The organism is Corynebacterium wankanglinii, assembly GCF_013601005.1.
Classification (GTDB): domain Bacteria; phylum Actinomycetota; class Actinomycetes; order Mycobacteriales; family Mycobacteriaceae; genus Corynebacterium; species Corynebacterium wankanglinii.
In genome coordinates this window covers 574,095-595,626 of the sequence record NZ_JABFED010000001.1, presented here as the reverse complement: position 1 = coordinate 595,626, position 21,532 = coordinate 574,095, and the positions used below count along the sequence as shown (strand labels likewise).

Annotated in this window: 20 protein-coding genes; 10 read left to right on the top strand and 10 right to left on the bottom strand. The window is 66.8% G+C overall.

The window, feature by feature from the left end; all coding sequences use genetic code 11:
- The 4 genes from HMA55_RS02940 to HMA55_RS02925 form a co-directional block, all read right to left on the bottom strand.
- Positions 1-276: transposase (locus HMA55_RS02940; RefSeq protein WP_181191559.1), on the bottom strand; the 276-nt coding region annotated here is incomplete at its 3' end.
- 62 nt (positions 277-338) lie between these two features.
- The gene (locus HMA55_RS02935) at positions 339-806 is read right to left on the bottom strand and encodes a YdcF family protein (RefSeq protein ID WP_181191558.1); all 468 of its coding nucleotides are present in this window, start codon (positions 804-806) and stop codon (positions 339-341) included.
- On the bottom strand, positions 799-1,302 hold the full coding sequence (gene purE, locus HMA55_RS02930) for a 5-(carboxyamino)imidazole ribonucleotide mutase (RefSeq protein WP_257802610.1): 504 nt from the start codon (positions 1,300-1,302) through the stop codon (positions 799-801). Before purE ends, HMA55_RS02935 begins: the two co-directional genes overlap by 8 nt.
- Positions 1,303-1,306: 4 nt before the next feature.
- The gene (locus tag HMA55_RS02925; RefSeq protein ID WP_257802626.1) at positions 1,307-2,533 is read right to left on the bottom strand and encodes a 5-(carboxyamino)imidazole ribonucleotide synthase; all 1,227 of its coding nucleotides are present in this window, start codon (positions 2,531-2,533) and stop codon (positions 1,307-1,309) included.
- 7 nt (positions 2,534-2,540) lie between these two features.
- Here HMA55_RS02925 and budA point away from each other — a divergent pair, with 7 nt between their 5' ends.
- On the top strand, positions 2,541-3,269 hold the full coding sequence (budA, locus tag HMA55_RS02920; protein WP_181191557.1) for an acetolactate decarboxylase: 729 nt from the start codon (positions 2,541-2,543) through the stop codon (positions 3,267-3,269).
- 5 nt (positions 3,270-3,274) lie between these two features.
- On the opposite strand, the gene HMA55_RS02915 is transcribed toward budA, so the two are convergent.
- Together HMA55_RS02915 and HMA55_RS02910 are read right to left on the bottom strand one after the other, a co-directional pair.
- Positions 3,275-3,751, bottom strand: a complete 477-nt coding sequence (locus HMA55_RS02915) for a hypothetical protein (protein WP_181191556.1) — start codon at positions 3,749-3,751, stop codon at positions 3,275-3,277.
- A 22-nt stretch (positions 3,752-3,773) separates the two neighbouring features.
- The gene (locus HMA55_RS02910) at positions 3,774-4,502 is read right to left on the bottom strand and encodes a biotin--[acetyl-CoA-carboxylase] ligase (protein ID WP_235961600.1); all 729 of its coding nucleotides are present in this window, start codon (positions 4,500-4,502) and stop codon (positions 3,774-3,776) included.
- Positions 4,503-4,647: 145 nt separating this feature from the next.
- Between HMA55_RS02910 and HMA55_RS02905 the strand changes: the two genes are divergently transcribed.
- The 6 genes from HMA55_RS02905 (at position 4,648) to HMA55_RS02880 (ending at position 10,889) form a co-directional block, all read left to right on the top strand.
- On the top strand, positions 4,648-6,840 hold the full coding sequence (locus HMA55_RS02905) for a catalase (protein WP_181191554.1): 2,193 nt from the start codon (positions 4,648-4,650) through the stop codon (positions 6,838-6,840).
- A 65-nt stretch (positions 6,841-6,905) separates the two neighbouring features.
- Entirely contained in the window at positions 6,906-8,057 is a 1,152-nt protein-coding gene (locus HMA55_RS02900) for an FAD-dependent oxidoreductase (RefSeq protein WP_181191553.1), read from the top strand.
- A 67-nt stretch (positions 8,058-8,124) separates the two neighbouring features.
- The gene (locus HMA55_RS02895; protein ID WP_181191552.1) at positions 8,125-9,639 is read left to right on the top strand and encodes an acyl-CoA carboxylase subunit beta; all 1,515 of its coding nucleotides are present in this window, start codon (positions 8,125-8,127) and stop codon (positions 9,637-9,639) included.
- A 19-nt stretch (positions 9,640-9,658) separates the two neighbouring features.
- Complete coding sequence (locus HMA55_RS02890; RefSeq protein ID WP_181191551.1) at positions 9,659-9,844, top strand: acyl-CoA carboxylase subunit epsilon; 186 nt, start codon at positions 9,659-9,661, stop codon at positions 9,842-9,844.
- Positions 9,844-10,434 (top strand): Maf family protein, encoded by a 591-nt coding sequence (locus tag HMA55_RS02885; protein ID WP_181191550.1) that lies wholly within the window; start codon positions 9,844-9,846, stop codon positions 10,432-10,434. Before HMA55_RS02890 ends, HMA55_RS02885 begins: the two co-directional genes overlap by 1 nt.
- A gap of 44 nt (positions 10,435-10,478) precedes the next feature.
- Positions 10,479-10,889 carry a DUF3151 domain-containing protein gene (locus HMA55_RS02880; protein WP_042405447.1) on the top strand — a complete coding sequence of 137 codons (411 nt, stop codon included), beginning with the start codon at positions 10,479-10,481 and terminating at the stop codon, positions 10,887-10,889.
- Positions 10,890-10,923: 34 nt separating this feature from the next.
- Here the strand turns inward: HMA55_RS02880 and HMA55_RS02875 are convergent, their stop codons facing one another.
- Positions 10,924-11,745 (bottom strand): DUF4282 domain-containing protein, encoded by an 822-nt coding sequence (locus HMA55_RS02875; RefSeq protein ID WP_181191549.1) that lies wholly within the window; start codon positions 11,743-11,745, stop codon positions 10,924-10,926.
- A 348-nt stretch (positions 11,746-12,093) separates the two neighbouring features.
- Entirely contained in the window at positions 12,094-13,155 is a 1,062-nt protein-coding gene (locus HMA55_RS02870) for a Cj0069 family protein (RefSeq protein ID WP_181191548.1), read from the bottom strand.
- 310 nt (positions 13,156-13,465) lie between these two features.
- Between HMA55_RS02870 and HMA55_RS02865 the strand changes: the two genes are divergently transcribed.
- Together HMA55_RS02865 and HMA55_RS02860 are read left to right on the top strand one after the other, a co-directional pair.
- Positions 13,466-14,377: a sulfurtransferase gene (locus HMA55_RS02865; RefSeq protein ID WP_181191547.1), complete on the top strand. Its 912-nt coding sequence runs from the start codon at positions 13,466-13,468 to the stop codon at positions 14,375-14,377.
- 91 nt (positions 14,378-14,468) lie between these two features.
- Positions 14,469-16,259, top strand: a complete 1,791-nt coding sequence (locus tag HMA55_RS02860; RefSeq protein WP_257802614.1) for an acetyl/propionyl/methylcrotonyl-CoA carboxylase subunit alpha — start codon at positions 14,469-14,471, stop codon at positions 16,257-16,259.
- A 91-nt stretch (positions 16,260-16,350) separates the two neighbouring features.
- On the opposite strand, the gene HMA55_RS02855 is transcribed toward HMA55_RS02860, so the two are convergent.
- Positions 16,351-17,244, bottom strand: a complete 894-nt coding sequence (locus tag HMA55_RS02855; protein ID WP_181191546.1) for a chymotrypsin family serine protease — start codon at positions 17,242-17,244, stop codon at positions 16,351-16,353.
- Between the two features lie 23 nt (positions 17,245-17,267).
- On the opposite strand from HMA55_RS02855, the gene HMA55_RS02850 reads away from it, so the two are divergent.
- Complete coding sequence (locus tag HMA55_RS02850; protein WP_181191545.1) at positions 17,268-17,771, top strand: GNAT family N-acetyltransferase; 504 nt, start codon at positions 17,268-17,270, stop codon at positions 17,769-17,771.
- 202 nt (positions 17,772-17,973) lie between these two features.
- On the opposite strand, the gene HMA55_RS02845 is transcribed toward HMA55_RS02850, so the two are convergent.
- Entirely contained in the window at positions 17,974-21,402 is a 3,429-nt protein-coding gene (locus HMA55_RS02845; protein ID WP_181191544.1) for a pyruvate carboxylase, read from the bottom strand.
- Positions 21,403-21,532: the final 130 nt, after the last annotated feature.

The window sequence follows — 21,532 nt, the reverse complement described above, 5'->3', positions numbered from 1 at the left end:
ACCTAACGTTGCAGCCGCATCCGGTACCGACATACCTGAAGCCACCAACGCCACCGCGTCGTCGATGAGCTGGTCGCGTGCACGTGCCAACGCCTTCATCGGTGGGAGCGCACCTGCTTGCTTGACCCATTCATAAACCGTGCCCTCTGCCACACCGGCATCACGAGCAATCTCGCCGACATCATCGCCTGCAACAAGCCGCGCCACAGAAGCAGCCTTCACATCTTTCGGAGTCCAACGGCCAGCCACAACAACCTCCAAGTCGAGGTGGCGCATTCACCCACTGACAACTCCGGCCGTACTCGGGGTGGCGTTCTCGGGGTTTGTCCCGTCCGCGCCTACCGCCCGAACGCGCGGCGCACGAAGCGGCGCCACACCACACGCGCCACCGAGTGCGGCAGGGCAACCACCTCCCGGGCGTAGTTCTTCGCACGGGACGTCTCCGGCGTCGGCGCCGCCACGAGGCGCACAGGGATGCCCAGGTGCCGGGCCCAGACGCGGGTGCGCGGGACGTGGAACGTGCTGGTAACCACCGTCAGGTGCTCGGCGTCCGGGAATAGCGCCCGGGAACGTTCCAAATTCTCGTTAGTGGAGCGCGCCTGCGGTTCCAGCGCCACTGACGCCTCCGGCACGCCGTGGGCAACAAGCCACGCGGCCATCACGCCCGCTTCCCCAAACCCGGACACCACGATCGGACCCGGTGAGGTGTGCCAGACCCGCAGTGCAGTGCGCAGCCGGGACTCGAGCATGCGGGATGGGTGCCCGTCGATCACCCGGGCACCCAAAACGACGATGGGGTTACTCACCCAGCAGACGCTGGCGCAGCGCCTCGTCTTTGCGCTCGACCTCTTGGGCCATGCGCGCCTGGTAGTCCGCCATCTTGCGCTGCACGGACGGGTCGGCGGCACCGAGGATGCGCGCGGCCAGCAGCCCCGCGTTTTTCGCGCCGCCGATAGAGACGGTGGCAACCGGCACCCCGCCCGGCATCTGCACGATGGACAGCAGCGAATCCAGCCCATCGAGGGTGTCCAACGCGCGCGGGATGCCGATGACTGGCAGCGGCGTGGCGGCGGCGACCATGCCCGGCAGGTGCGCGGCGCCGCCGGCGCAGGCGATGATCACCTGCAGGTCTCGCGTGTGCGCCTCCTTGGCGTACGCCAACATCTTCTCCGGCGTGCGGTGCGCGGAGACGACGCCTACCTCGAAGGGGATGCCGAACTCCGCGAGTACCTCGGCGGCCGGGGCAACGGTATCCCAATCCGAATCCGAGCCCATGATGATGCCAACTTGCGGCTGTGCCAACTGTCTAGTCCTTCCAGGTTGCGTTGATGATGTAGTGCGCGGCGTCCTCCGCAATGGCAAGCGCCTCGTCGACCGTGTCTGCGTTCACGTTGACGTGCCCCATCTTGCGCCCGGGGCGGTGGTCCTTGCCGTAGAGGTGCACCTTCACCTGCGGGTACTTGCGCATCACCGCAATGACGCGCTCGGACATGGGTGTGTCCGGGTCTTCCTCGCCGCCGAGGGTGTTGACCATCACGGTCGCCGGTGCACACCTATCGACGGCACCTAATGGCCAGTCCAGCACTGCGCGCAGGTGCTGTTCGAACTGGGAGGTCACGCAGCCGTCCTGGGTCCAGTGGCCGGTGTTGTGCGGGCGCATAGCCAGCTCATTGACGCTGACTTCCGGGCCGTTTTCGCCCTCGAACTCGAACAGCTCCACAGCCAGCACGCCGGTGACACCGAGGCCCTCAGCCACGCGCACCGCAAGCTCCTCGCAGCGTTCGGCCAGCTCCGCGGACATGTTCGGGGCGGGCGCGATGGCGACGCGGCAGATGCCGCCGTCCTGGCGGGACTCCACCACCGGCCAGGCGCGCACGTCGCCGGAGCGGTTGCGCGCCACCATGGCGGACAGCTCGCGGGTGAACGCTACCTTCTGCTCCGCCATCAGCGGCAGGTCGCGGCCCAGCAGCTCTTCCACCAGTTCCGCACACTCCTCGCGGGTTGCGGGAAACCACACCCCGTGGCCGTCGTAGCCGCCGCGTGTCGCCTTCAGGCAGACCTGGCCGCCCGTCTCGTCCCAAAACACCTCGGCGTCGGCCACGGATTCGACGGCGGCGAACGCTGGCACAGGCAGGCCAGCCTCGGCGAGACGCTTGCGCTGCTCGAGTTTGTCCTGGGCGTATATCAGGGCCTCGGGGCGGGGCTCGACGGTCACGCCGTCATCGATAAGCAGCTGCGCGTACTCGTTGGGCACGTGCTCGTGGTCGAAGGTGACTGCGTCCGCACCGTCCACGACGGCGCGCAGGTGCTCGAGCACGGTGTAGTCCCCGAGGCGAACATCGCCGAACACCTGCGCCGCCGACGCATCGTCGTTTGAGGCCAGCACGCGGGTCTCCACGCCGAGCTCGATGGCTTCCGTCTGCATCATTCGTGCCAACTGGCCATCGCCGATCACGGCGACGACGGGCATACCAAAGGCGTTACTCACGCAGAACACTGTAGCCCGTAGCGAACACGCGCCACCGGCTACCATCGCAGCCATGTCTGCAACCATCGCCCGCCACACCATTTTCCAGAACTCGCTGATGACCGCGCTGCTCGACGGCATCTACGACGGCGAGCTGACCATCGGCGACATTTTGAGCAAGGGAAACTTCGGCCTAGGCACATTCGACGCCCTCGACGGCGAGATGCTCATCCTCGACGGTGTGTGCCACCAACTCACCTCCGACGGCAAGGCGCGGGTGGCCAACCTGGAGCAACGCACCCCGTTTACGGTGGTGACCAATTTCGTTCCGCGCTTGCGCTTCGACGCGCCCGCCGGCATGGTGCGCTCCGAGCTGGCCAAGTTCATCGACGACGCCGAACCCAGCCACAACTTCTTTACCGCGGTGAAAATCACCGGAAGGTTCAGGGAGGTCCGGGTGCGCACCGTGACCAAGCAGGAAAAGCCCTATCCGCCGATGTCGGAAGCGGTCTCCGATGACGCGGAGCACGTGTTCACCGACGTTAGGGGCGTCATCGGCGGCTTCCGCACACCGGCGTACGCGAAAGGCATCGGGGTGCCGGGCTGCCACGTCCACTTCATCGATGACGGGCACGCGCGCGGCGGGCACGTGCTGGACTACACGGTGGATGAGGCGGTCATCGAGCTGTGCCCGGGCACCGACATGGACCTGCACCTGCCCGTGACTGCGGAGTTCTTGGGCGGCCACCTGTCCCCGGAGGACCTCGACGAGCAGCTGCACACCACAGAGGTCAAGGGCTAAGCGAGCTACCCCCGCGCCCGCTGCGGGCCCTTTTCCAGGGCCGTTCCCAGGGTCTTTTCCACGGCACGCACCTTGCCCACGCGTTCAAACACGATCGGCTGCGGGTAGCCGTAGACCGCCACCGTGAGCCCCCCGCGTTCCCGGCGCACCGAGTGAATCTGGCGCAGCGGGATGGAATCCACAGCGCCCCTCCTGCCGCGGGCGAGAATCCGCTTGTCGGTGACGATGAAGCGGCGGCGCCGGGAAGCGACCAGCGGAAGGAGGAAACGCCACAGCGCAAGCAGAGCCCACACAAGCACCACCATATTGCGCATGCCCGCGTCCACGTGCGGGGTCACGTCCATCCAGCCCACCGCCATCCACGCCACGCCGGTGACCAGCACCAGCTCCAGCAGGGGGATGGTCAGGCTCGACAGCGGCGCGCAGACGTCAGCGAGGACAACTTCGTCCCCGCCGACGCGAAACGTTGCTTTGCCGGACATCACCAGGCAGGGTACTGCACGGCTACGACGTCGGCCGGAGGTGGTGGACGTCGCCGACGGAGTACGCAACGCCGTCGATTAGCACCTCGCCCTCGTCGCTGACTCCCGTGACGGTGCCGGTCACAGCCTCCTCACCCTCGCGCAGCTCCAACCGGACCTGCTGGCCGATGGTCGCGCACACGGCGCGGTAGTCCTCGAGCAGTTGCGGGTCCCCGTCGCGCCACTGTGCGAGGCGCTTGCCCATCGCGAGCAGGATGTCGGTGGCGAAGTCGTCGAAATCCACCTCGAGGCCCTCGAGGTTGAGCGCGGTCGCGGTCTCCACTGGCAGGTCCTCGGCGCGCATGGCGACGTTGATTCCGATGCCCACGATCACCCGCGGCATGTCCAGCGCGGAGAGGATGCCCGCGATCTTCTTCCCGCCGATCTGCACGTCATTGGGCCACTTCAGCTGCGCCTGCGGCACCACGTCGGTGACAGCCACGCCCGGCGCGATAGAGAGCAAACCGAACGGCGGCGGGTTATCGCCGACCTCCACCACCATGCTCATGGCCAGCTGCGCACCTTTCGGCGAGACCCAGTGCCGGTCCAGGCGGCCCTTGCCCGCTGTTTGCTCGTCGGCGATGAGCACCGTGCCCGGCGCCCCCTCTTTCAGCAGGTCAACGTTGGTGGAGCCGGTCGATTCCACCCACTTCACATCGGGCCAATACTCCGCCACCGCGTCCTGGATGGCCTGAATGTCGCGCACAGTCATGGCTCCGAGCATATTGCCTATCGACGTCTGCTTCGCCGCCTACCACCACGCCGGCGAGGGGATTTGGATATATGTCCGACACGGCAAGCTTTTACGGGCCTATCCTCGGGGCCGTACCCCACCCCCAACGAGAAGGTTGTCAGGTATGGCTGAGAAACAGCAGACCCCGTCCACCAACGCGGCTTCCCCTGCCGGCGACACCGCACCGGGTAAGCCGGGCGGCGTCACCCCCGGCGTCGCGCAGCCGGAAGGCCCTGTGGCCCCGCCGCAGGATACTGAGGCGCAGCAGGCTCCTGGCGCCGTTACCGCCACCGGCTGCCCGTTCCACTTCGGCGCCGGCCAAGCTGACGAGACCGACCCGCGCGCACAGCAGGGCGAGTACCTCACCACCTCCCAGGGCGCGCGCCTTTCGGAGACGTCCAAGTCCCTGCGTGCCGGCCAGCGCGGCCCCCTGCTGGTGCAGGACCACCACTTCCGCGAGAAAATCACTCATTTCGACCACGAGCGCATCCCGGAGCGCGCCGTGCACGCCCGTGGCGTTGGTGCCCACGGAACGTTCGTGGCCAACGGGAACGCGTCGAAGATTTCCAAGGCTGCGGTGTTTAAGAAGGACAAGGAGACCCCGGTCTTCGTCCGTTTCTCCACCGTGCTGGGCTCGCGCGGCTCCGCCGACTCCGTGCGCGACACCCGCGGCTGGGCCACCAAGTTCTACACCGAAGAAGGCAACTGGGACCTGGTTGGCAACAACATCCCGGTGTTTTTCATCCAGGACGCCATCAAGTTCCCGGACGTGATCCACGCCGGCAAGCCGCACCCGGACCGCGAGATCCCGCAGGCGCAGTCCGCGCACGACACCTTCTGGGATTTCGTCGGCCTGCACACGGAGGCCACCCACCACACGCTGTGGAACATGTCGGACCGCGGCATCCCGCGCTCGTTGCGCATGATGGAGGGCTTCGGCATCCACACCTTCCGCTTCATCAACGACGCCGGTGAGACCACGCTGGTGAAGTTCCACTGGAAGCCGAAGTTCGGCGTGCACTCCCAGGTGTGGGAGGAAGCGCAGATCACCGGTGGCATGGACCCGGATTACCACCGCCGCGACCTGTACGACGCCATCGAGGCCGGCGCCTACCCGCAGTGGGACCTGGGTGTCCAGGTGTTCCCCGACACCGAAGACCAGATGTTCAAGGGCATCGACCTGCTGGACCCGACCAAGCTCGTGCCGGAGGAGCTCGCGCCGGTGGAGATCATCGGCACCATGACGCTGAACAAGAACCCGCGCAACTACTTCGAGGAAGTTGAGCAGGTGGCGTTCTGCCCGTCCCACCTGCCCCCGGGCATCGACGTCACCGCGGATCCGCTGCTGCAGGGCCGCCTGTTTTCCTACCTGGACACCCAGATTTCTCGCCTGGGTGGGCCCAACTTCGCCCAGCTGCCCATCAACCGCCCGCAGACGCCGGTGAACGACAACCTCCGCGACGGGATGCACCAGGTTGGTTCCCACACCGGTGTCGCCCCGTACAAGCCAAACTCCCTGGATGAGAACGCTCCGGCGGAGGCCACCGTCGACGAAGGCGCGTTCATCGACGTCCCGGTGGCCGTTTCCGGCGAGATCACCCGCGAACTCCCGGCGTCCTTCGACGACCACTTCTCCCAGGCCCGCCTGTTCTACATCTCCCTGACCGATGTGGAGCAGGAGCACCTCGCCGAGGCGATCTCGTTCGAGCTGGGCAAGTGCTACGAAGAGGCCGTGAAGGTGCGTTATGTCGACGTGCTCGCACACGTTGACCAGAAGCTCGCTGAGACGGTGGCGGACAACCTCGGCCTGCCGCACCCGGCCGCGCAGGAGGTGGCGGACGTACAGCCGTCTAAGGCGCTGTCCCAGATCGGCGGCACCTGGCCCATCGACGGCCGCCAGGTGGGCATTCTCATCTCCACCGACCTGGATGACGCTTCCGCGCAGGCCGTGGGCAAGCTGGTGGACGATCTGTTCGCCGCCGGCACCACCCCGCTGCTGGTTGCGGAAAAGGGCGGCACCGTCTCGCTCGACGGCAAGGAGGTGTCCATCTCTCGCACCTACCTGACCGCCAGCTCCATCGAGTTCGACGCAGCAGTGGTGGTGAACCCGCCCGCGAAGACCGATGTCAACACGATGCTGGGCGAGTTCGAGCGCCACAAGAAGGCCATCGTTGCCGTGGGCGATGCAGGCAAGCAGGCCCTCGAGGCCGCACGCGTGCCGGCGGATCAGCCGGGCATCGTCGCGGTCGACACTGCCGACAAGGCGGCGGATCCGGTGAAGGAGCTGCTGGCTTCCCACCGCGTCTGGGAGCGCTAACCCCACCCCCGGTGGTTGCCGCGCCTCCACGGTGACACCTCGTCGATGCCACTACCCTGGCTGGTATGACTGCATTCGACGTAATCGTGGTAGGCGCAGGCCTATCCGGCCTCACCGCTGCAAAGGTTCTGGCTGAGGCCGGCCGGAGTGTCCTCGTAGTGGAGAAAGAGGACACGGTGGGCGGCCGCGTGCGCACCGAGACGGTGGACGGCTACCTCGTCGACCGCGGGTTCCAGCTGATCAACCCCGCTTACCCGGCGCTGCGCGCCGAGGTCGACCTGGAGGCGCTCGACCTTAAGCCGTTCGGCCACGGCGTGCAGGTACACACACAGCAGGGGCTGAAAACGCTGGCAAACCCACTGCGACACCCACTCCTGCTCCCGCAGACGCTGGCGAGCGGCCTGGTCAACGTCACAGACATCGCCGGCCTCGCCCGCTTCGCCGCTTCTTCGCCAAAGAAGGGTGCGGCGCTCGGAGCGGAGCTTGACCGCCTCGGGGTCACGGGCGCGACCCGCACCAAGGTCCTCGCGCCGTTCCTTCCCGGCGTCGTCGCCGACGATCCCGACGCGGTGGACGCCGGGATCGGCCAATTCCTGCTCACCACCTTCGCGCTCGGACGCCCGTCGGTGCCCTCCCGCGGTGCCCAGGCGCTGCCGAACCAGCTCGCCGCAGCGGCGAAGCGCGCGGGAGCAGAGATCAGGACCGGTGTGGAGGCCGCGGTCAACAACGGCGCAGTGGATACCCTGGAAGGCCCGATCACAGCGCGCAACATCATCACCGCCACCGCCCCGCAGGACAACGGCAAGACCACCCGCGGGCTGACCACCTGGTGGTTCCGCGCGGATGAGGCACCGAGCGAAACTCCGTTCGTGCGCATCGACGCCACACGTTCCGGCCCCGTTGTCAACACCGCGGTGATGACCAACATCGCCCCGAGCTACTCACCGGACGGCTCGGCGCTCATCCAGGCATCGTCCCTCTACAACCCGGCGGTCACCGACACGGATGTCACCGCCCACCTGTCCGCCCTGTGGGGCACGGACGCCTCGACGTGGGACCTTCTCGCCCGCACCGACGTTCCCCACTCGCTGCCGTCGCAGCGCCCGGGCGACCTTGGCGGCAGCGATCCGCGCCGCGCCGGCGACTACACCGTGGGCGGCTCGCTCAACGGCGCGGTGCGCTCCGGGCGGGCGGCGGCGCGCGCTGTTCTCGGGTAGGCCGAAACGTTGGTGGCGGAGCCGTCGATAAGCATTGCGGTACACACGGAATCTAGACTGAGGCGTTATGAGTTCATCCAAACCCGACATGACCACCACCGCGGGCCGCATCGAGGATCTTCGCAACCGCCTGGATGAGGCGCAGGCCCCGGTCGGTCAGGACGCGATCGACGCAGTGCACGAAGCCGGGGCCGCCACCGCCCGCGAGCGCGTGCTCAAGCTTGTGGACGAGGGAACGTTCGTGGAAACCGACGCGCTGGCCAAGCACCGGGTCGAGGCGTACAAGATGGACAAGTCCAAGCCGTCCACGGACGGCGTGGTCACAGGCTACGGGCTTATCGACGGCCGAAGGGTATGCGTCTTCTCCCAAGACCCGACGATCTTTGACGGCCAGATCGGCGAGGTCTACGCCGACAAGATGCTGAAGGTCTACGACCTCGCCACCAAGACCGGCGTGCCGCTGATCGGCATTTACGATTCCACGGGCCCGCGCTGGAAAGAGGGCATTGTCACTGCCCACCTGCAGGCGCAGATCCTGCGCGCCGCCACCCGGGCATCGGGCCTGATCCCGCAGATCGCCGTCGTTGCGGGCGATGCGGCTGCGCTCGCGGCGGCCACGGTGCCGTTGGCGGATATCACCGTCATGGCCCAGGGTGCGACCGTGCACGTCACGTCCGCGGACGTCGTGGGCAAGGTGGCAGCCACCGAAACCACGGCGGAGGAGCTCGGCGGCAGCGCCGTCCACGCGACGGAAACGGGTCTTGCCCAGCTCGTCGCCGCCTCCGATGTGGAGGCGGTGGAACTGGCCCGCACGGTGGTGAGCTACCTGCCGCTGAATAACAAGGCCGCCTCCCCGCTCGGCGCGGATGCTTCTGGCTCCGGCATCGATTTGGACACCTTCATGCCGGACGACGACAACCAGCCCTACGACGTGCTCGACGTCATCGCCGCCGTCGCCGACGGCGACTTCTTTGAGCTCTCGGCCTCCTACGCAGGCTCCGTGGTCACCGGGTTTGCGCACGTGGGCGGGCGTGCCGTCGGCGTCGTGGCCACGCAGCCGAGCGTGCTCGCCGGCTGCCTTACCCGCGACGCCGCCCGCAAGGCCGCCCGCTTCATCCGCACTTGCGACGCGTTCAACCTGCCAATCGTGCAGTTCGTGGACTCTCCGGGCTTCCTTCCGTCCGTGGAAGAAGAGCGCTCCGGCTCCGCAGCGGCCGCCGCCGCGCTGGCCTACGCGTTCGCGGAGGCGCAGGTGGGCACCATTACCGTGGTTACCCGCAAGGCGCTCGGCCCCTCCTACGCGCTGCTCGGCTCCAAAGGTCTGGGCGCGGACTTGGTGTTCGCGTGGCCGACCGCGCAGATCGCGCTGGCAGACGCCGCGACGGCCGCCGAGGCCATCGGTACGGACGAATCCCAGTACGCCGAGGAGAACCTCAACCCCTATGTGGCCACCGAACGCGGGCTAGTGGACGCCGTGATCGAGCCCAACGCCACCCGCAACCGGGTACTCGAAGGCCTGCGCCTGCTGGAGCGCAAGGTGGCGTATCCGGCGCAGAAGAAGCACGGCAACATCCCGCTCTAACCACGGCAAGGAGGCTGACGTGGACATTCAGGTACTCAAGGGCAACCCCACCGAGGCGGAGCTCGCCGCGCTTTCCCAGGTGTTGGAGCAGCTCCAGCGCGAGCGCAAGACCGCAGGCGTGCAGGCGGACGCCAATATTTGGGGCACCGCGCACCCGGCCACCGCGTTCAACCCGCACGCATTCGACTCGGCGGCGTACTTCTGATGCGCCTGGTGCTGGCGTCGCAGTCGCCGTCGAGGCGCATGCTGCTGGAGCAAGGCGGCGTCACACCCGTCTTGCGGCCCGCCCACATCGATGAGGACACGGTGATCGCCTCGCTTCACGACGCCCCTCCGACCACCACCGTATCCACCCTCGCCCGCGCCAAGGCCGAGGTGGTCGTGCCGGAATACCCGGACGACGTGGTGGTTGGCTGCGACTCCATGCTGCTGCTCGACGGTGAACTGTTAGGCAAGCCCCACACCGTGGAGGCGACCATCGAGCGCTGGAAGGCACAACGCGGCAAGCAGGCGCAACTGCTCACCGGCCACGCAGTCTGGTTCGGCGGGGAGTGGGTGGTGGACACCATCTCCACCACCATCCGCTTCGGCGACGCCTCCGACGCAGACATTGAGGCCTACGCAGCTTCCGGCCAGCCACTCGAATGCGCCGGCGCGTTCACGCTGGAGGCGCTGGGCAGCTGGTTCATCGACTCCATCGACGGCGACCCCACCAGCGTCATCGGCCTTTCCATGCCGCTGCTGCGGCGCTGCCTGTACCGTTTCGGGCTCGACGCCTCGGACTTCTGGGCATAGCGGACTGCGTATGGCGGATGCAGTCGGCGGGTAGCCTGGCGCGCATGGAAATCAACGACATGCTCGCCCCCAAGCCCATCGAGCTGCCCGCTGACCCGGCCGCCGGCGAGGACCTCCTTGCCGACGCCACCGCGCTCGCCCACCCCGACTCCCCCGCCGTGTGGGCCGCCCGCGCCGAACGCGAGCTGTCGGACGGCGACCAGCTCGTCGCCTACGCCTACGCCCGCACGGGCTACCACCGCTCCCTCGACCGGCTGCGCGCCAACGGCTGGAAGGGCTGGGGCCCGGTGCCGGCCTCGCACGAGCCGAACCAGGGCGTGCTCAAGGCCATCGCGATGCTGGCGCTCGCCTCGAAGGCGATCGGCGACCAGGCGGAATACGACCGCTGCCGCCAGATGCTTTCCGACGCCGACCCGCAGTCGGTGGAAACGCTCCTGGCGGCAGCGGACGAGTAGCGCTGCGCTGCGCTGATAGTTCTGCGCTGCGCTTTTAGCGCTGCGTTGTGCTGCGCTGTGCGCTCTCCTCAAGCTCAACCAGCTTCGAGGTGTTCTGCGCCGTCTTCACCAGCGAGACGTAGAACTCCAGCGTGATGCGCGTAACCACCACCGCGATGAACGCGGCGAGGGTGCCGAAGATGAGGAACCCCACGAGCATCAGCATGCCCTCGCCGAAGCTGTCGCCGAAGCCAGCGAAGGAGAACAGCAGGCCAGCCACCCACGCGAGGACGATGAGGCCGAGCGAGATCGCGTAGATCACGCGCATGAAGTCGACGGTGATGTAGCGGCTGAAGGACAGGTCGAACAGCGCGTTGAAGAAGCCGTTGCCCTTGCCCGACTTCGCGGGCTTGCCGTAGCCGTACTGCGACTGGTCGTACTGCTGGGTGCCGGCCTGGGGGAACTGCCCGTACTGGGCCTGCTGGCCGTACTGCCCCTGCCCGTACTGGCCCTGCCCGTACTGCGGCTGGGTGTAGCTCTGCTGGCTGTACTGGCTCTGGCCGTACTGGGCCTGGGAGTACTGGCCCTGCTGCCCGTACTGGTTCTCGCCGTGCTGTGGCTGCACCGACGGGTACTGGCCATAGCTCGGGTAGCTGCTCTGGCTCTCGGCTTGGTCGGAGTGGGCGCCGAAGCTGCCGGTCTCGTTGGTGGAGCTGGTATCGCCGGTGGAGCTGGTCTCGTTGGTGGAGCTGGTCTCGTTGGTGGAGCTGGTCTCGCTGTCGCTGGTGGCGCTGGTATCGCCGGTGAGGTCGCTGGAGGTGCCGGTCTGGTCGTCGTCCGGGTCCGGAGTGTGGTTCGGGTTGTAGGGCGTGGACATGGGAGCTCCTTGCGTCTTTGGGGTTGAACACAATAACCATAGACCGGCGACGGTGCGCCTGCTGGGGCAAGCCGGGTAGTAAGAGTACGCAAAACACCCGGTCGGCACCGACGGGAACGCGGGTGTTGTCAACTGTTACGGGCAGGGGGCGCGGCGTGGAGGCCGGGTTTTGTAAAAATCCGCACCAGACGCCTTCACGCGGGGTGCCGACCTGGGCTTTTGTCGGTGGGGTTGTGGATTTTTACAAGCACCACCGCCAAAGCACCACCGCCAAAGCACCACCGCCCCGGTCCAACGTGGGAGGGACCGGGGCGGTGGTGGCTTGAGACGTCGATAAGCAAGAAGTGCTTAGGCGTTTTTCTCCTCGACGCGCTTGATGGCCTCGTCTGCCACCATCTCCTGGATGCCCATGTCCAGCTCGGAGGTGAAGCCGACGCAGGAGCAGTTGATCTCGCCGAGGACGTAGGTGTCCTCGCCGGTCTCATCGTCGTCGGCGAGCATGAAGTCCGCGGTCCAGATCAGCGGGATGTTGTCGCCGCCGAGGTTTTCGGCGATGACCGGGCGGGCCTCGGCGAACATGTCGACGAGCTCCTGCCACTCTTCCGGCTTCTGGTAGGTGTACTTCGCGCCGGAGAACAGGGTTGCGGAGAACGCGTCGCCGCCCTCGGCCGGCTTCTTGTGCACGACGAAGACCGGGTGCGGGCCGACGAGCAGGATGCGGATCTCGCCTTCGACGATGCGCGGCATGAAGCGCATGTCCACGAGCATGCCGTTGTCGCCCACGATGTACTGGTCGCAGAAGTCCATGAACTCGCCCAGCTCGCGCTCCTCGGTGTGGTTGTCCACGGCCTCGGTGCACTTGAGCTTGGTGTCCAGCGGCAGGGCGGTGCCCGGCTCGACGGACTCGGCCAGGGACTCGTCTGCGAGGCGGACGCGCCAGATGCCGGAGCCGGTGGAGCCACGGTTCTGCTTGAGCACGCGCTCGCCGTAGGACAGCGACGTCGGGAACGTGTTGTGGAAGGACTCGACGTCGTAGTACGCGGCGGTGTCCTCCGGCACGAGGTCGGTCTTGTTCAGCTTGACCAGGGCGTCCTTGGCGCCGTAGGAAACCATCTCCTCCGGCGTGGACATGCCCACCAGGCCGGCCTCGGACAGGCGGGTCAGCAGGTCGAAGTAGCCCTTCTCGCCGCCCGGGATGTTGCCCGGGTTCACGCGGGAGATGTACGCGTCGAAGTTCTCGGAGACGTAGGTGAACAGGTCGTCGCTCCACTCGGGGCGGAAGTAGACAACCTCGGAGTGCCAGCCCTTGTCCTTGATCGCGTTAACGATGGGCATGGTGTCCTTGCGGTGGCCGTCGAAGGACTTGTCGGAGCCGCCTTCGACCTCGAAGACAACAATCGCCTTGTGCACGGTTGGTCCCTTTCGTAAATTACGCCCCGTTCCATGCGCGTTGACGCGCCGCCGGGGCAGTGCAGATACCCAGAACAAACTGGCCGCAACCTGTGTGTTCTTGTCTTCGACTTTAACCCCCGGCAGTGAGTTCTACCGGGTGAGGGATTTGATAGTGTGCAAGTTCACATCTCCGAATATTTCGGCCACACATGTCCGGCGCACCGCGTCCGTTTCTGTATCGTTGGCGGTGGTTTAGTACCCGCCAGCAAGTGGCGGATCCGCGCGAGTAGGTCCCGCGCGAACACGGGCGAGAAGAAAGGTTGCCGGCATGGGCATCGAGCTCGACGACACCCCCCAGTTCCAGCAGTACGCGCACCCGGAGAAGTTTGTTTCCGCGGCATGGTTGTCCGCCCGTTTGGGCGTGCCGGGTTTGAAGGTGGTGGAAAGCGACGAGGACGCGTTCCTCTACGACATCGGCCACATCCCCGGTGCCGTACGCATCGACTGGAAGCGCGACTTGAACGATCCGCTCGTGCGCGACTTTATCGACGGCGAGGCGTTCGCCGAGCTCATGCGTTCCCGCGGCATCAGCCGGGACGACACCGTGGTGGTCTACGGCGACTCCTCCAACTGGTGGGCGGCCTATACCGCCTGGGTGTTCGAGCTGTTCGGCCACCCGGATGTGCGCTTGCTCGACGGCGGTCGCGATGCGTGGATGGGCGAGGAGCGCGATACGTCGTTTGCCGTGCCGGAGTATCCCCGCTCCGACTATCCGGTGGTGGAGCGCGAAGACGCCCCCTTCCGCTCGTTTGCGGGCGAGTTGCTCAAGCAAAAGCCGACCCAGCTTATCGACGCACGTCCCGCCCCCGCCTACCTGGGCGAAGACTCCAATGCAGCCTCCATTGCCGCCCCGTCGCTGCGCCAGGGGCATATCCCTGGCGCCGTGAACGTGCCGTGGGGCCGATCCGTGTTCCCCAACGCCCGCTTCCGGCCGCTGGAGGACATCAGGGCCATCTACGAGGACTTCGACAAAGACGCTGAGACCGTGGTGTACTGCCAGCTCGGCGAGAGTTCCTCCCATACCTGGTACGTGCTCAAGCACATTTTGGGGTTCACCAACGTCGCGCTCTACGACGGCTCCTGGGCAGAGTGGGGCAACATGGTCCGCATGCCGGTGGCGAAAGGGGCGGGCGAGCACGCCTCAGCCGGCGCAGGCTCATCCGGGGTGGCGGGAGAATAGCCGCCCCGGCGGGCACGCGCTGTAACATGGTGCGACGTTTGTCCGACGTTTGTAACGGTTAATTTTTCCGATTGAAGGACGGGATTGCTTCGTGCCTACCACTGCAGCGACCACTGACCTGCCCAACAGCGTGACCAAGGTGCTGGTGGCCAACCGCGGCGAGATCGCCGTGCGCGTCATCCGCGCCTGTCTAGACGAGGGTTTAGCGTCTGTCGCCGTGTACGCCGAGCCGGACGCGGACGCGCCGTTTGTGCAGTTAGCAGATGAAGCCTTCGCGCTCGGTGGCACGACCGCCGCGGAGAGCTACCTGGACATGGACAAAATCATCGCGGCAGCGCAGAAGTCCGGTGCAGACGCGATACACCCCGGCTACGGCTTCCTCTCCGAGAACGCGGAGTTCGCGCAGAAGGTCATCGACGCCGGCCTGACCTGGATCGGCCCCTCCCCCGAAGCGATTGCTGCCCTCGGCGACAAGGTCACCGCCCGCCACATTGCGGAGGCCGCCCAGGCCCCGATGGCACCGGGCACGAAAGACCCGGTCTCCGGCCCCGACGAGGTAGTCGCGTTCGCGGACGAGCACGGACTACCGGTGGCTATCAAGGCGGCGTACGGCGGCGGCGGCCGCGGCATGAAGGTGGCATACACGCGCGAGGAGATCCCGGAGCTGTACGAATCTGCTACCCGGGAGGCCACCGCGGCATTCGGCCGAGGTGAGTGCTTCGTGGAGCGCTACCTGGATAAGGCGCGCCATGTGGAGGCCCAGGTGCTGGCGGACCAGCACGGCAACGTTGTAGTCGTGGGCACGCGTGACTGCTCCCTGCAGCGCCGCTTTCAAAAGCTGGTGGAGGAGGCCCCGGCCCCCTTCCTCACCGACGAACAGCGCGATAGCATCCACGCCTCAGCGAAGGCGATCTGCCGCGAGGCGGGCTACTACGGCGCGGGCACGGTGGAGTACCTCGTGAGCTCCGACGGGCTGATCTCGTTCTTGGAGGTCAACACCCGTCTCCAGGTGGAGCACCCCGTCACCGAGGCCACCACGGGCGTCGACTTGGTGCGCGAGCAGTTCCGCATCGCCCGCGGCGAGCAGTTGCGTATCGACGCCGATCCCGCCCCCCACGGCCACGCAATCGAATTCCGCATCAACGGCGAGGATCCAGCCGCGAATTTCATGCCGGCACCGGGCACAGTCACCGCCTACGCCGAGCCTGCGGGCCCGGGCGTGCGCGTGGATTCCGGAGTGCGCGCCGGTTCCGTGATCGGCGGCCAGTTCGACTCCATGCTGGCCAAGCTCATCGTCACCGGGGAAACCCGCCAACAGGCCATTGAGCGGGCCCGCCGCGCGCTCGGCGAATACGTGGTGGCCGGCTTCCCTACCGTGATCCCGTTCCACCGGGCGATCCTGGGCAACCCTGCCTTCGTGGGCGGCGAGGACGGCTTCGGCATATACACCCGCTGGATCGAGGAAGAATGGGACGGCCAGCTGCCGGCCACCGCCGGGTCGAGCGAGGACGCTGAGCCCGAAACCGACACCGAGGCCCCAGCTCGCCGCACCTTTGCCGTGGAGGTGGACGGGCGCCGCATCGAGGTCGCCCTGCCAGAGGAGCTCGTCGCAGCCGGCCCCGCCAAGCGCAAGCCGAAGAAGCGCCGCGCCGGCAAGGCAGCGGTCTCGGGCGACGCGGTGGCCGCCCCCATGCAGGCCTCGGTGATCAAGGTCAACGTGGAGGAAGGCTCCGAGGTCGCCGAGGGCGACGTGCTCGTGGTGCTCGAAGCCATGAAGATGGAAAACCCGGTCAAGGCCCACAAGGCCGGCACCGTCACCGGGCTTGCCGTGGAGGTCGGCGGCCAAGTGAACAAGGGTGCCGTCCTCATGGAGCTGAAGTAACCCTCCCCCGCGAGCCAGTGACACATCGCGCACGCGGGCACCGGCCGACCAGGCGGTACTGACAGATGTGACAGCCGCCCAGCTACATCCGTCAGTGGATGGGCCAGTCCTGGACGGGCAGCGCGTTTGTAATCTCGGGCAGCGCTTTCAGAATCTCGGGCAGCGCCAGCAGCACGCCGGCGAGCACGATGAACGCCACTGTGGCGATGTCCGCGCTGTCTGCCTCTGAGCTCCCGGAACTGCCCCGCTCCCCCACCGGCGCAGGCTCGCCGCCGGGCACTGCGGCTTCGTGCACCACTGGGGCGGTTATGCGTTTGGCCTGCGCGAGCAGCGCCATCTCCGCCTCTGTGCTGACAGCGGGGCCGTTGGCGGGCACGGCGCTGCGGTTGAGCCGGCCTTCCACCCCCTTGGCACCCACCGCGAGGCTCACCCCCGTGTAGACGGACAGGAAGCCCTTGCCTTCCACCCACACAGGTCCGCCTGAATCCCCCGGTCTGCCGCTCGGCCCGTCCCAGTACACGTTGTTGCCAATCGCCCCCGCGAAGCTGCCGCAGGTGGTCTGCTTGCTCGCCGCACCGTAGACGCACACCGGGTCCCCGGAGCGCAGCGTGGAAAGCGCGACAACAGCATCGCCGGAGTACCGATTCGGACCCAGCATCACCCCGTCGGCCCAGCGGATCACGCCCCAGTCGTTGCCGGTGCCGCCGTTTTGCATCGCCGACGACGGGGAAAACGTCCCGGTCGCGCGAAACCCTGGCCCGGACGCGATCGCCCGGTCGCCGTCTTTTCCGCAGTGCCCGGCGGTGTAGCTGACCCCCTGAGCGGCATCGTTAAACGCGATTGTGCACATACCCCGGCCCACGATGTCCACAGCGTCGCCTTGGCCCACCACCGGCGTTGCCCCGCCTTCTGCCGCAGCGGCGAAGTTCGGGAGGGTGGCTAGAGCCAACGCGGTGGACGTCGATAAGCAAATGCGTCGAAGCATGAGAAAAGATTAACGTGGTGCGCATGGATTACACACCTGAGTTTCATCTGCGCGAAGCCACCGAGTCCGACCGCACGTACCTGCGAAGGTTGAACTACCTCGCCGACGTCTTCGGCGACGAGGACGGCGACGTTGGCCACGAGGAGCGCGACGGCGCTGAGACATATGTGGGCCAGTGGGACCCGGAGCGCGAAAGCGGCATCGTCGCGTTCGATCAGTTCGATGTCCCTGCAGGTGGGGTGTGGTTGCGCTACTGGCAATCGCCGGACGACGGGCACGCGAACCTCTCCCCCGACATCCCCGAGATCGCCATCGCGGTGGAGAACCGCTACGCAGGCCACAAGCTTGCGGTGAAGCTGCTGCAGGCATCCGTGGAGCTGGCCAAGCGGCAGGGGGCGCCGAAAGTGGCGCTGTGGGTGGATCCGGGCAACGCCCGGGCGCGCCACCGCTACGAGAAATTCGGCTTCACGGATGTGGACGGCCACGACAATGTCATGGCCGTCGACGTGGAGGATTTCACCGCGTAGTTGCCCCGCCCGTGGGTATCTCAGGCGGTATAGCAGCCGACGCTCGCCGCTATACCGCGTCACCGCTGCTGACAATCATTGTCAACTTCACCTGGGCCTTTCCCGGATGGTCAGGAGGGCGGTATAGCAGCAACCGCGCGGCCGCTAGACGGTCCGCGCGGTTGCAACGCCAGGGTGGCACCGCGACGATCGTGCGACGCTACTAAGAGATCACCAACACCAGGTCGCCGCCCTCCACCTTGGTGGGCTGGCTGAACGCGATGCGCTCAATCCTGCCGTCCTTGGTGGCGGAGATGGCGGCCTCCATCTTCATGGCCTCGATGGTGGCCACCGGGTCGCCGGCCTTGACCTCGTCGCCCTCCTTGACCGTGACGGTGACTGCGCCGGCGAACGGCGCCGCAACGTGGCCCGGGTTGGAGGAGTCCGCCTTCTCCACCTCGGCGACGGATGACTCAGCGGACTCGTCGCGCACGATGATCGGACGGACCTGCCCGTTGACGGTGAGGATGACCTGGCGCATACCCTTTTCATCCGGCTCGCCCACGGCGTCAAGGCTGACCACCAGCGGCGGGCGGTTTTCGTCGATCTCGCCGTAGTAGATCATCGTCTCCACGCCCTCTTCCAGGCCGTAGAAGAACGCTTTGTCGCCCAACTGGTCGGTGATGCCGTAGGTGCGCAGGTGTTCCTGGTACTCGGCGTACTGCTTCGGGAACAGCAGCTGGTCCAGCGCGGCACGGCGGGTTACGTGGTCCTCGGACTGCAGGTCCTGCGCCAGCTCCTTCGGCACCTCGACGGTGTGGTCGACCTCGGAGCGGTTCTCCAGCGCCTTCTCGCGCAGCAGCGGCCAGCCACCCGGAGGGGTGCCGAGCTCACCCTGCAGGAAGCCGATCACAGACTCGGGGATGTCGTACTTGCGCGGGTTCTCGGCGAACTCCTGGGGGCTCACGCCCTGGCCGACCAGCTGCAGCGCGAGGTCGCCCACCACCTTGGAGGACGGGGTGACCTTCGTCGGGCGACCGAGAATCTCGTTCACGCCTGCGTAGTAGTCCTCGATGAGCTCGAAGCGGTCCTCCAGGCCCAGAGCCTTAGCCTGCGTGCGCAGGTTGGACAGCTGGCCGCCGGGAATCTCGTGCTTGTACACGCGACCGGTCGGGCCCGGGATGCCGGACTCGAACGGGGCGTAGACCTGGCGCACGGCCTCCCAGTATGGCTCCATGTCGAATACGGCCTGCAGGTCGATGCCGGTGTCGCGCTCGGTGTTGGCGAATGCCGCCACCAGCGCGGACATGGACGGCTGCGAGGTGGTGCCGGCCAGCGGGGCGGAGGCGACGTCCACAACGTCGGCGCCGGCGTTCGCGGCCGCCAGGTAGGTGGCCAGCTGGCCGCCTGCGGTGTCGTGGGTGTGTACGTGCACCGGCAGGTCGAAGCGCTCGCGCAGAGCGGTGACCAGCTTCGCGGCGGCGGCCGGGCGCATGAGGCCGGCCATGTCCTTGATCGCCAGCACGTGCGCGCCCGCCTCGACGATTCCCTCGGCGAGGTTGAGGTAGTAGTCCAGCGTGTATAGGTCCTCGTTCGGATCCAGCAGGTTGCCGGAGTACGCCATGGCCACCTCGGCGACGGTGGTGTTCGTCTCCAGCACAGCTTCGATGGCCGGGCGCATCTGGGAAACGTCGTTCAACGCGTCGAAGATGCGGAAGATGTCGATGCCGGAGGTCGCGGCCTCCTGCACGAACGCCTTGGTCACGGAATCCGGGTACGGGGTGTAGCCCACGGTGTTGCGGCCGCGCAGCAGCATCTGGATGTTCACGTTCGGCATCACCTCGCGGATCTCGTCCAAACGCATCCACGGGGATTCGTGCAGGAAGCGCATACCCACGTCGTAGGTCGCACCGCCCCAGGCTTCCACGGAGGTCAGCTGCGGGGTGAGGTGGCCGACGTGCTTCGCCGCCGCGACCAGAGTGTTGGTGCGCACGCGGGTGGCCAGCAGAGACTGGTGCGCGTCGCGGAAGGTCGTCTCGGTGACGCCGAGGGCGGTCTGGTTGCGCAGCTTTTCGGCCCACTTCTTCGGGCCGAGCTCGAGCAGCTCGTCACGGGAGCCGCGCGGCAGGTCGCCGTAGGAGTTGTCCGGCAGCTTCTTGGACGGGCGGATGTTGGACGGGCGCGGGCCGTTGGGCTGGTTCACGGTCACGGACGCGAGGTAGTTCAAGATCTTGCCGGCGTCGTCCGCGGCGGCCGGGGCCTCCAGCAGGTGCGGGTGGTCGGCGATGAAACCGGTGTTGATGCGCTCGTGGCGGAACTCCGGCTCGCTGAGCAGCGCGCGCAGGAAGCCGATGTTGGTGGACAGGCCGTTGATGGTGAACTCGTTGAGCGCGCGCAGGGCACGGTCCACGGCGACCTGGAAGTTGCGACCGCGGCAGGTCATTTTCACCAGCAGCGAGTCGAAGTTCGGGGTCACGGTGGTACCGACGGCAACGTTGCCGTCGAGACGCACACCCGCACCACCCGGCGACGCGTAGCCCGTGACCACGCCGGAGTCGGGGCGGAAGCCATTCGCCGGGTCTTCGGTGGTGATGCGGCACTGCAGCGCGGCGCCGTTGAGCTCGATGAGGTCCTGAGTGAGGTGGACGTCTTCAAGCGTCGCGCCGGCCGCGATGTACATTTGGTTTTTCACGATGTCGATGCCGGTGACCTCCTCAGTCACCGTGTGCTCGACCTGCACGCGCGGGTTCATCTCGATGAACACGTGGTTGCCGGCCTCGTCGACGAGGAACTCGACCGTGCCGGCGCCTTCGTAGTTGATTTCCTTGCAGAAGTTCACCGCGTCCTGGCAGATGCGCTGGCGCTGTTCTTCGGTGATGTGCTGGGCCGGGGCAATCTCCACAACTTTCTGGTGGCGGCGCTGCACAGAGCAGTCACGCTCGAAGAGGTGGACCACGTTGCCGTGGCTATCGGCCATGATTTGCACCTCGATGTGCTGCGGGTTGATCACCGCGCGCTCGATATAGACGTGCGGGTCGCCGAACGCGGCTTCGGCCTCGCGGGAGGCCTCGGCTGCAAGCTTCTCGACGTCCTCCGGTTTCTCAATGAACCGCATGCCGCGGCCGCCGCCGCCGGCGACCGCTTTCACAAAGACGGGGAACTCGAAGTCTTTGGCAAGCTCCGCCAGCTCCTTCGGGTCGGCGGACGGCTCGGAATCTTTCAGCACCGGCAGCCCGGCGCGCTCCGCGGCCTGGACGGCGGCGGACTTGTCGCCGGTCAGTTCCAGCGTTTCCGGGGACGGGCCGATGAACTTGATGCCGTTGTCGCGGCACGCGCGGGCCAGGTCGGCGCGCTCGGAGAGGAACCCGTAGCCCGGGTAGATCGCGTCGGCGCCGGTTTTCTTCGCGGCCCGGATGATCTCGTCGATGTCCAGGTACGCCTTCACTGGCTGTCCCGGCTCGCCGATCTGGACGGCCTCTTCGGCGAAGGGGCGGTGGAAGGAGTTGCGGTCCTCGCGCGGGTAGACGGCAACGGTCTTCGCGCCGGTTTCGAACGCGGCGCGGAAAGCACGCACGGCAATCTCGCCACGGTTTGCCACCAGGATCTTGTTGAAGCTGGGGAGATCGTGGAGGGGAAGGTTGTCCGGATTCATCGGGGTTCCTTTCGCAACAAAGGGCTTGCGGTCATAAGGCTACGGGCAGTTTAATACAGATCACATCTTTTTCGGGTCGATTCGGGGGAATAGTTGGGGGTGCGAAAACGCGGGCCGTCGTGAAGCGACT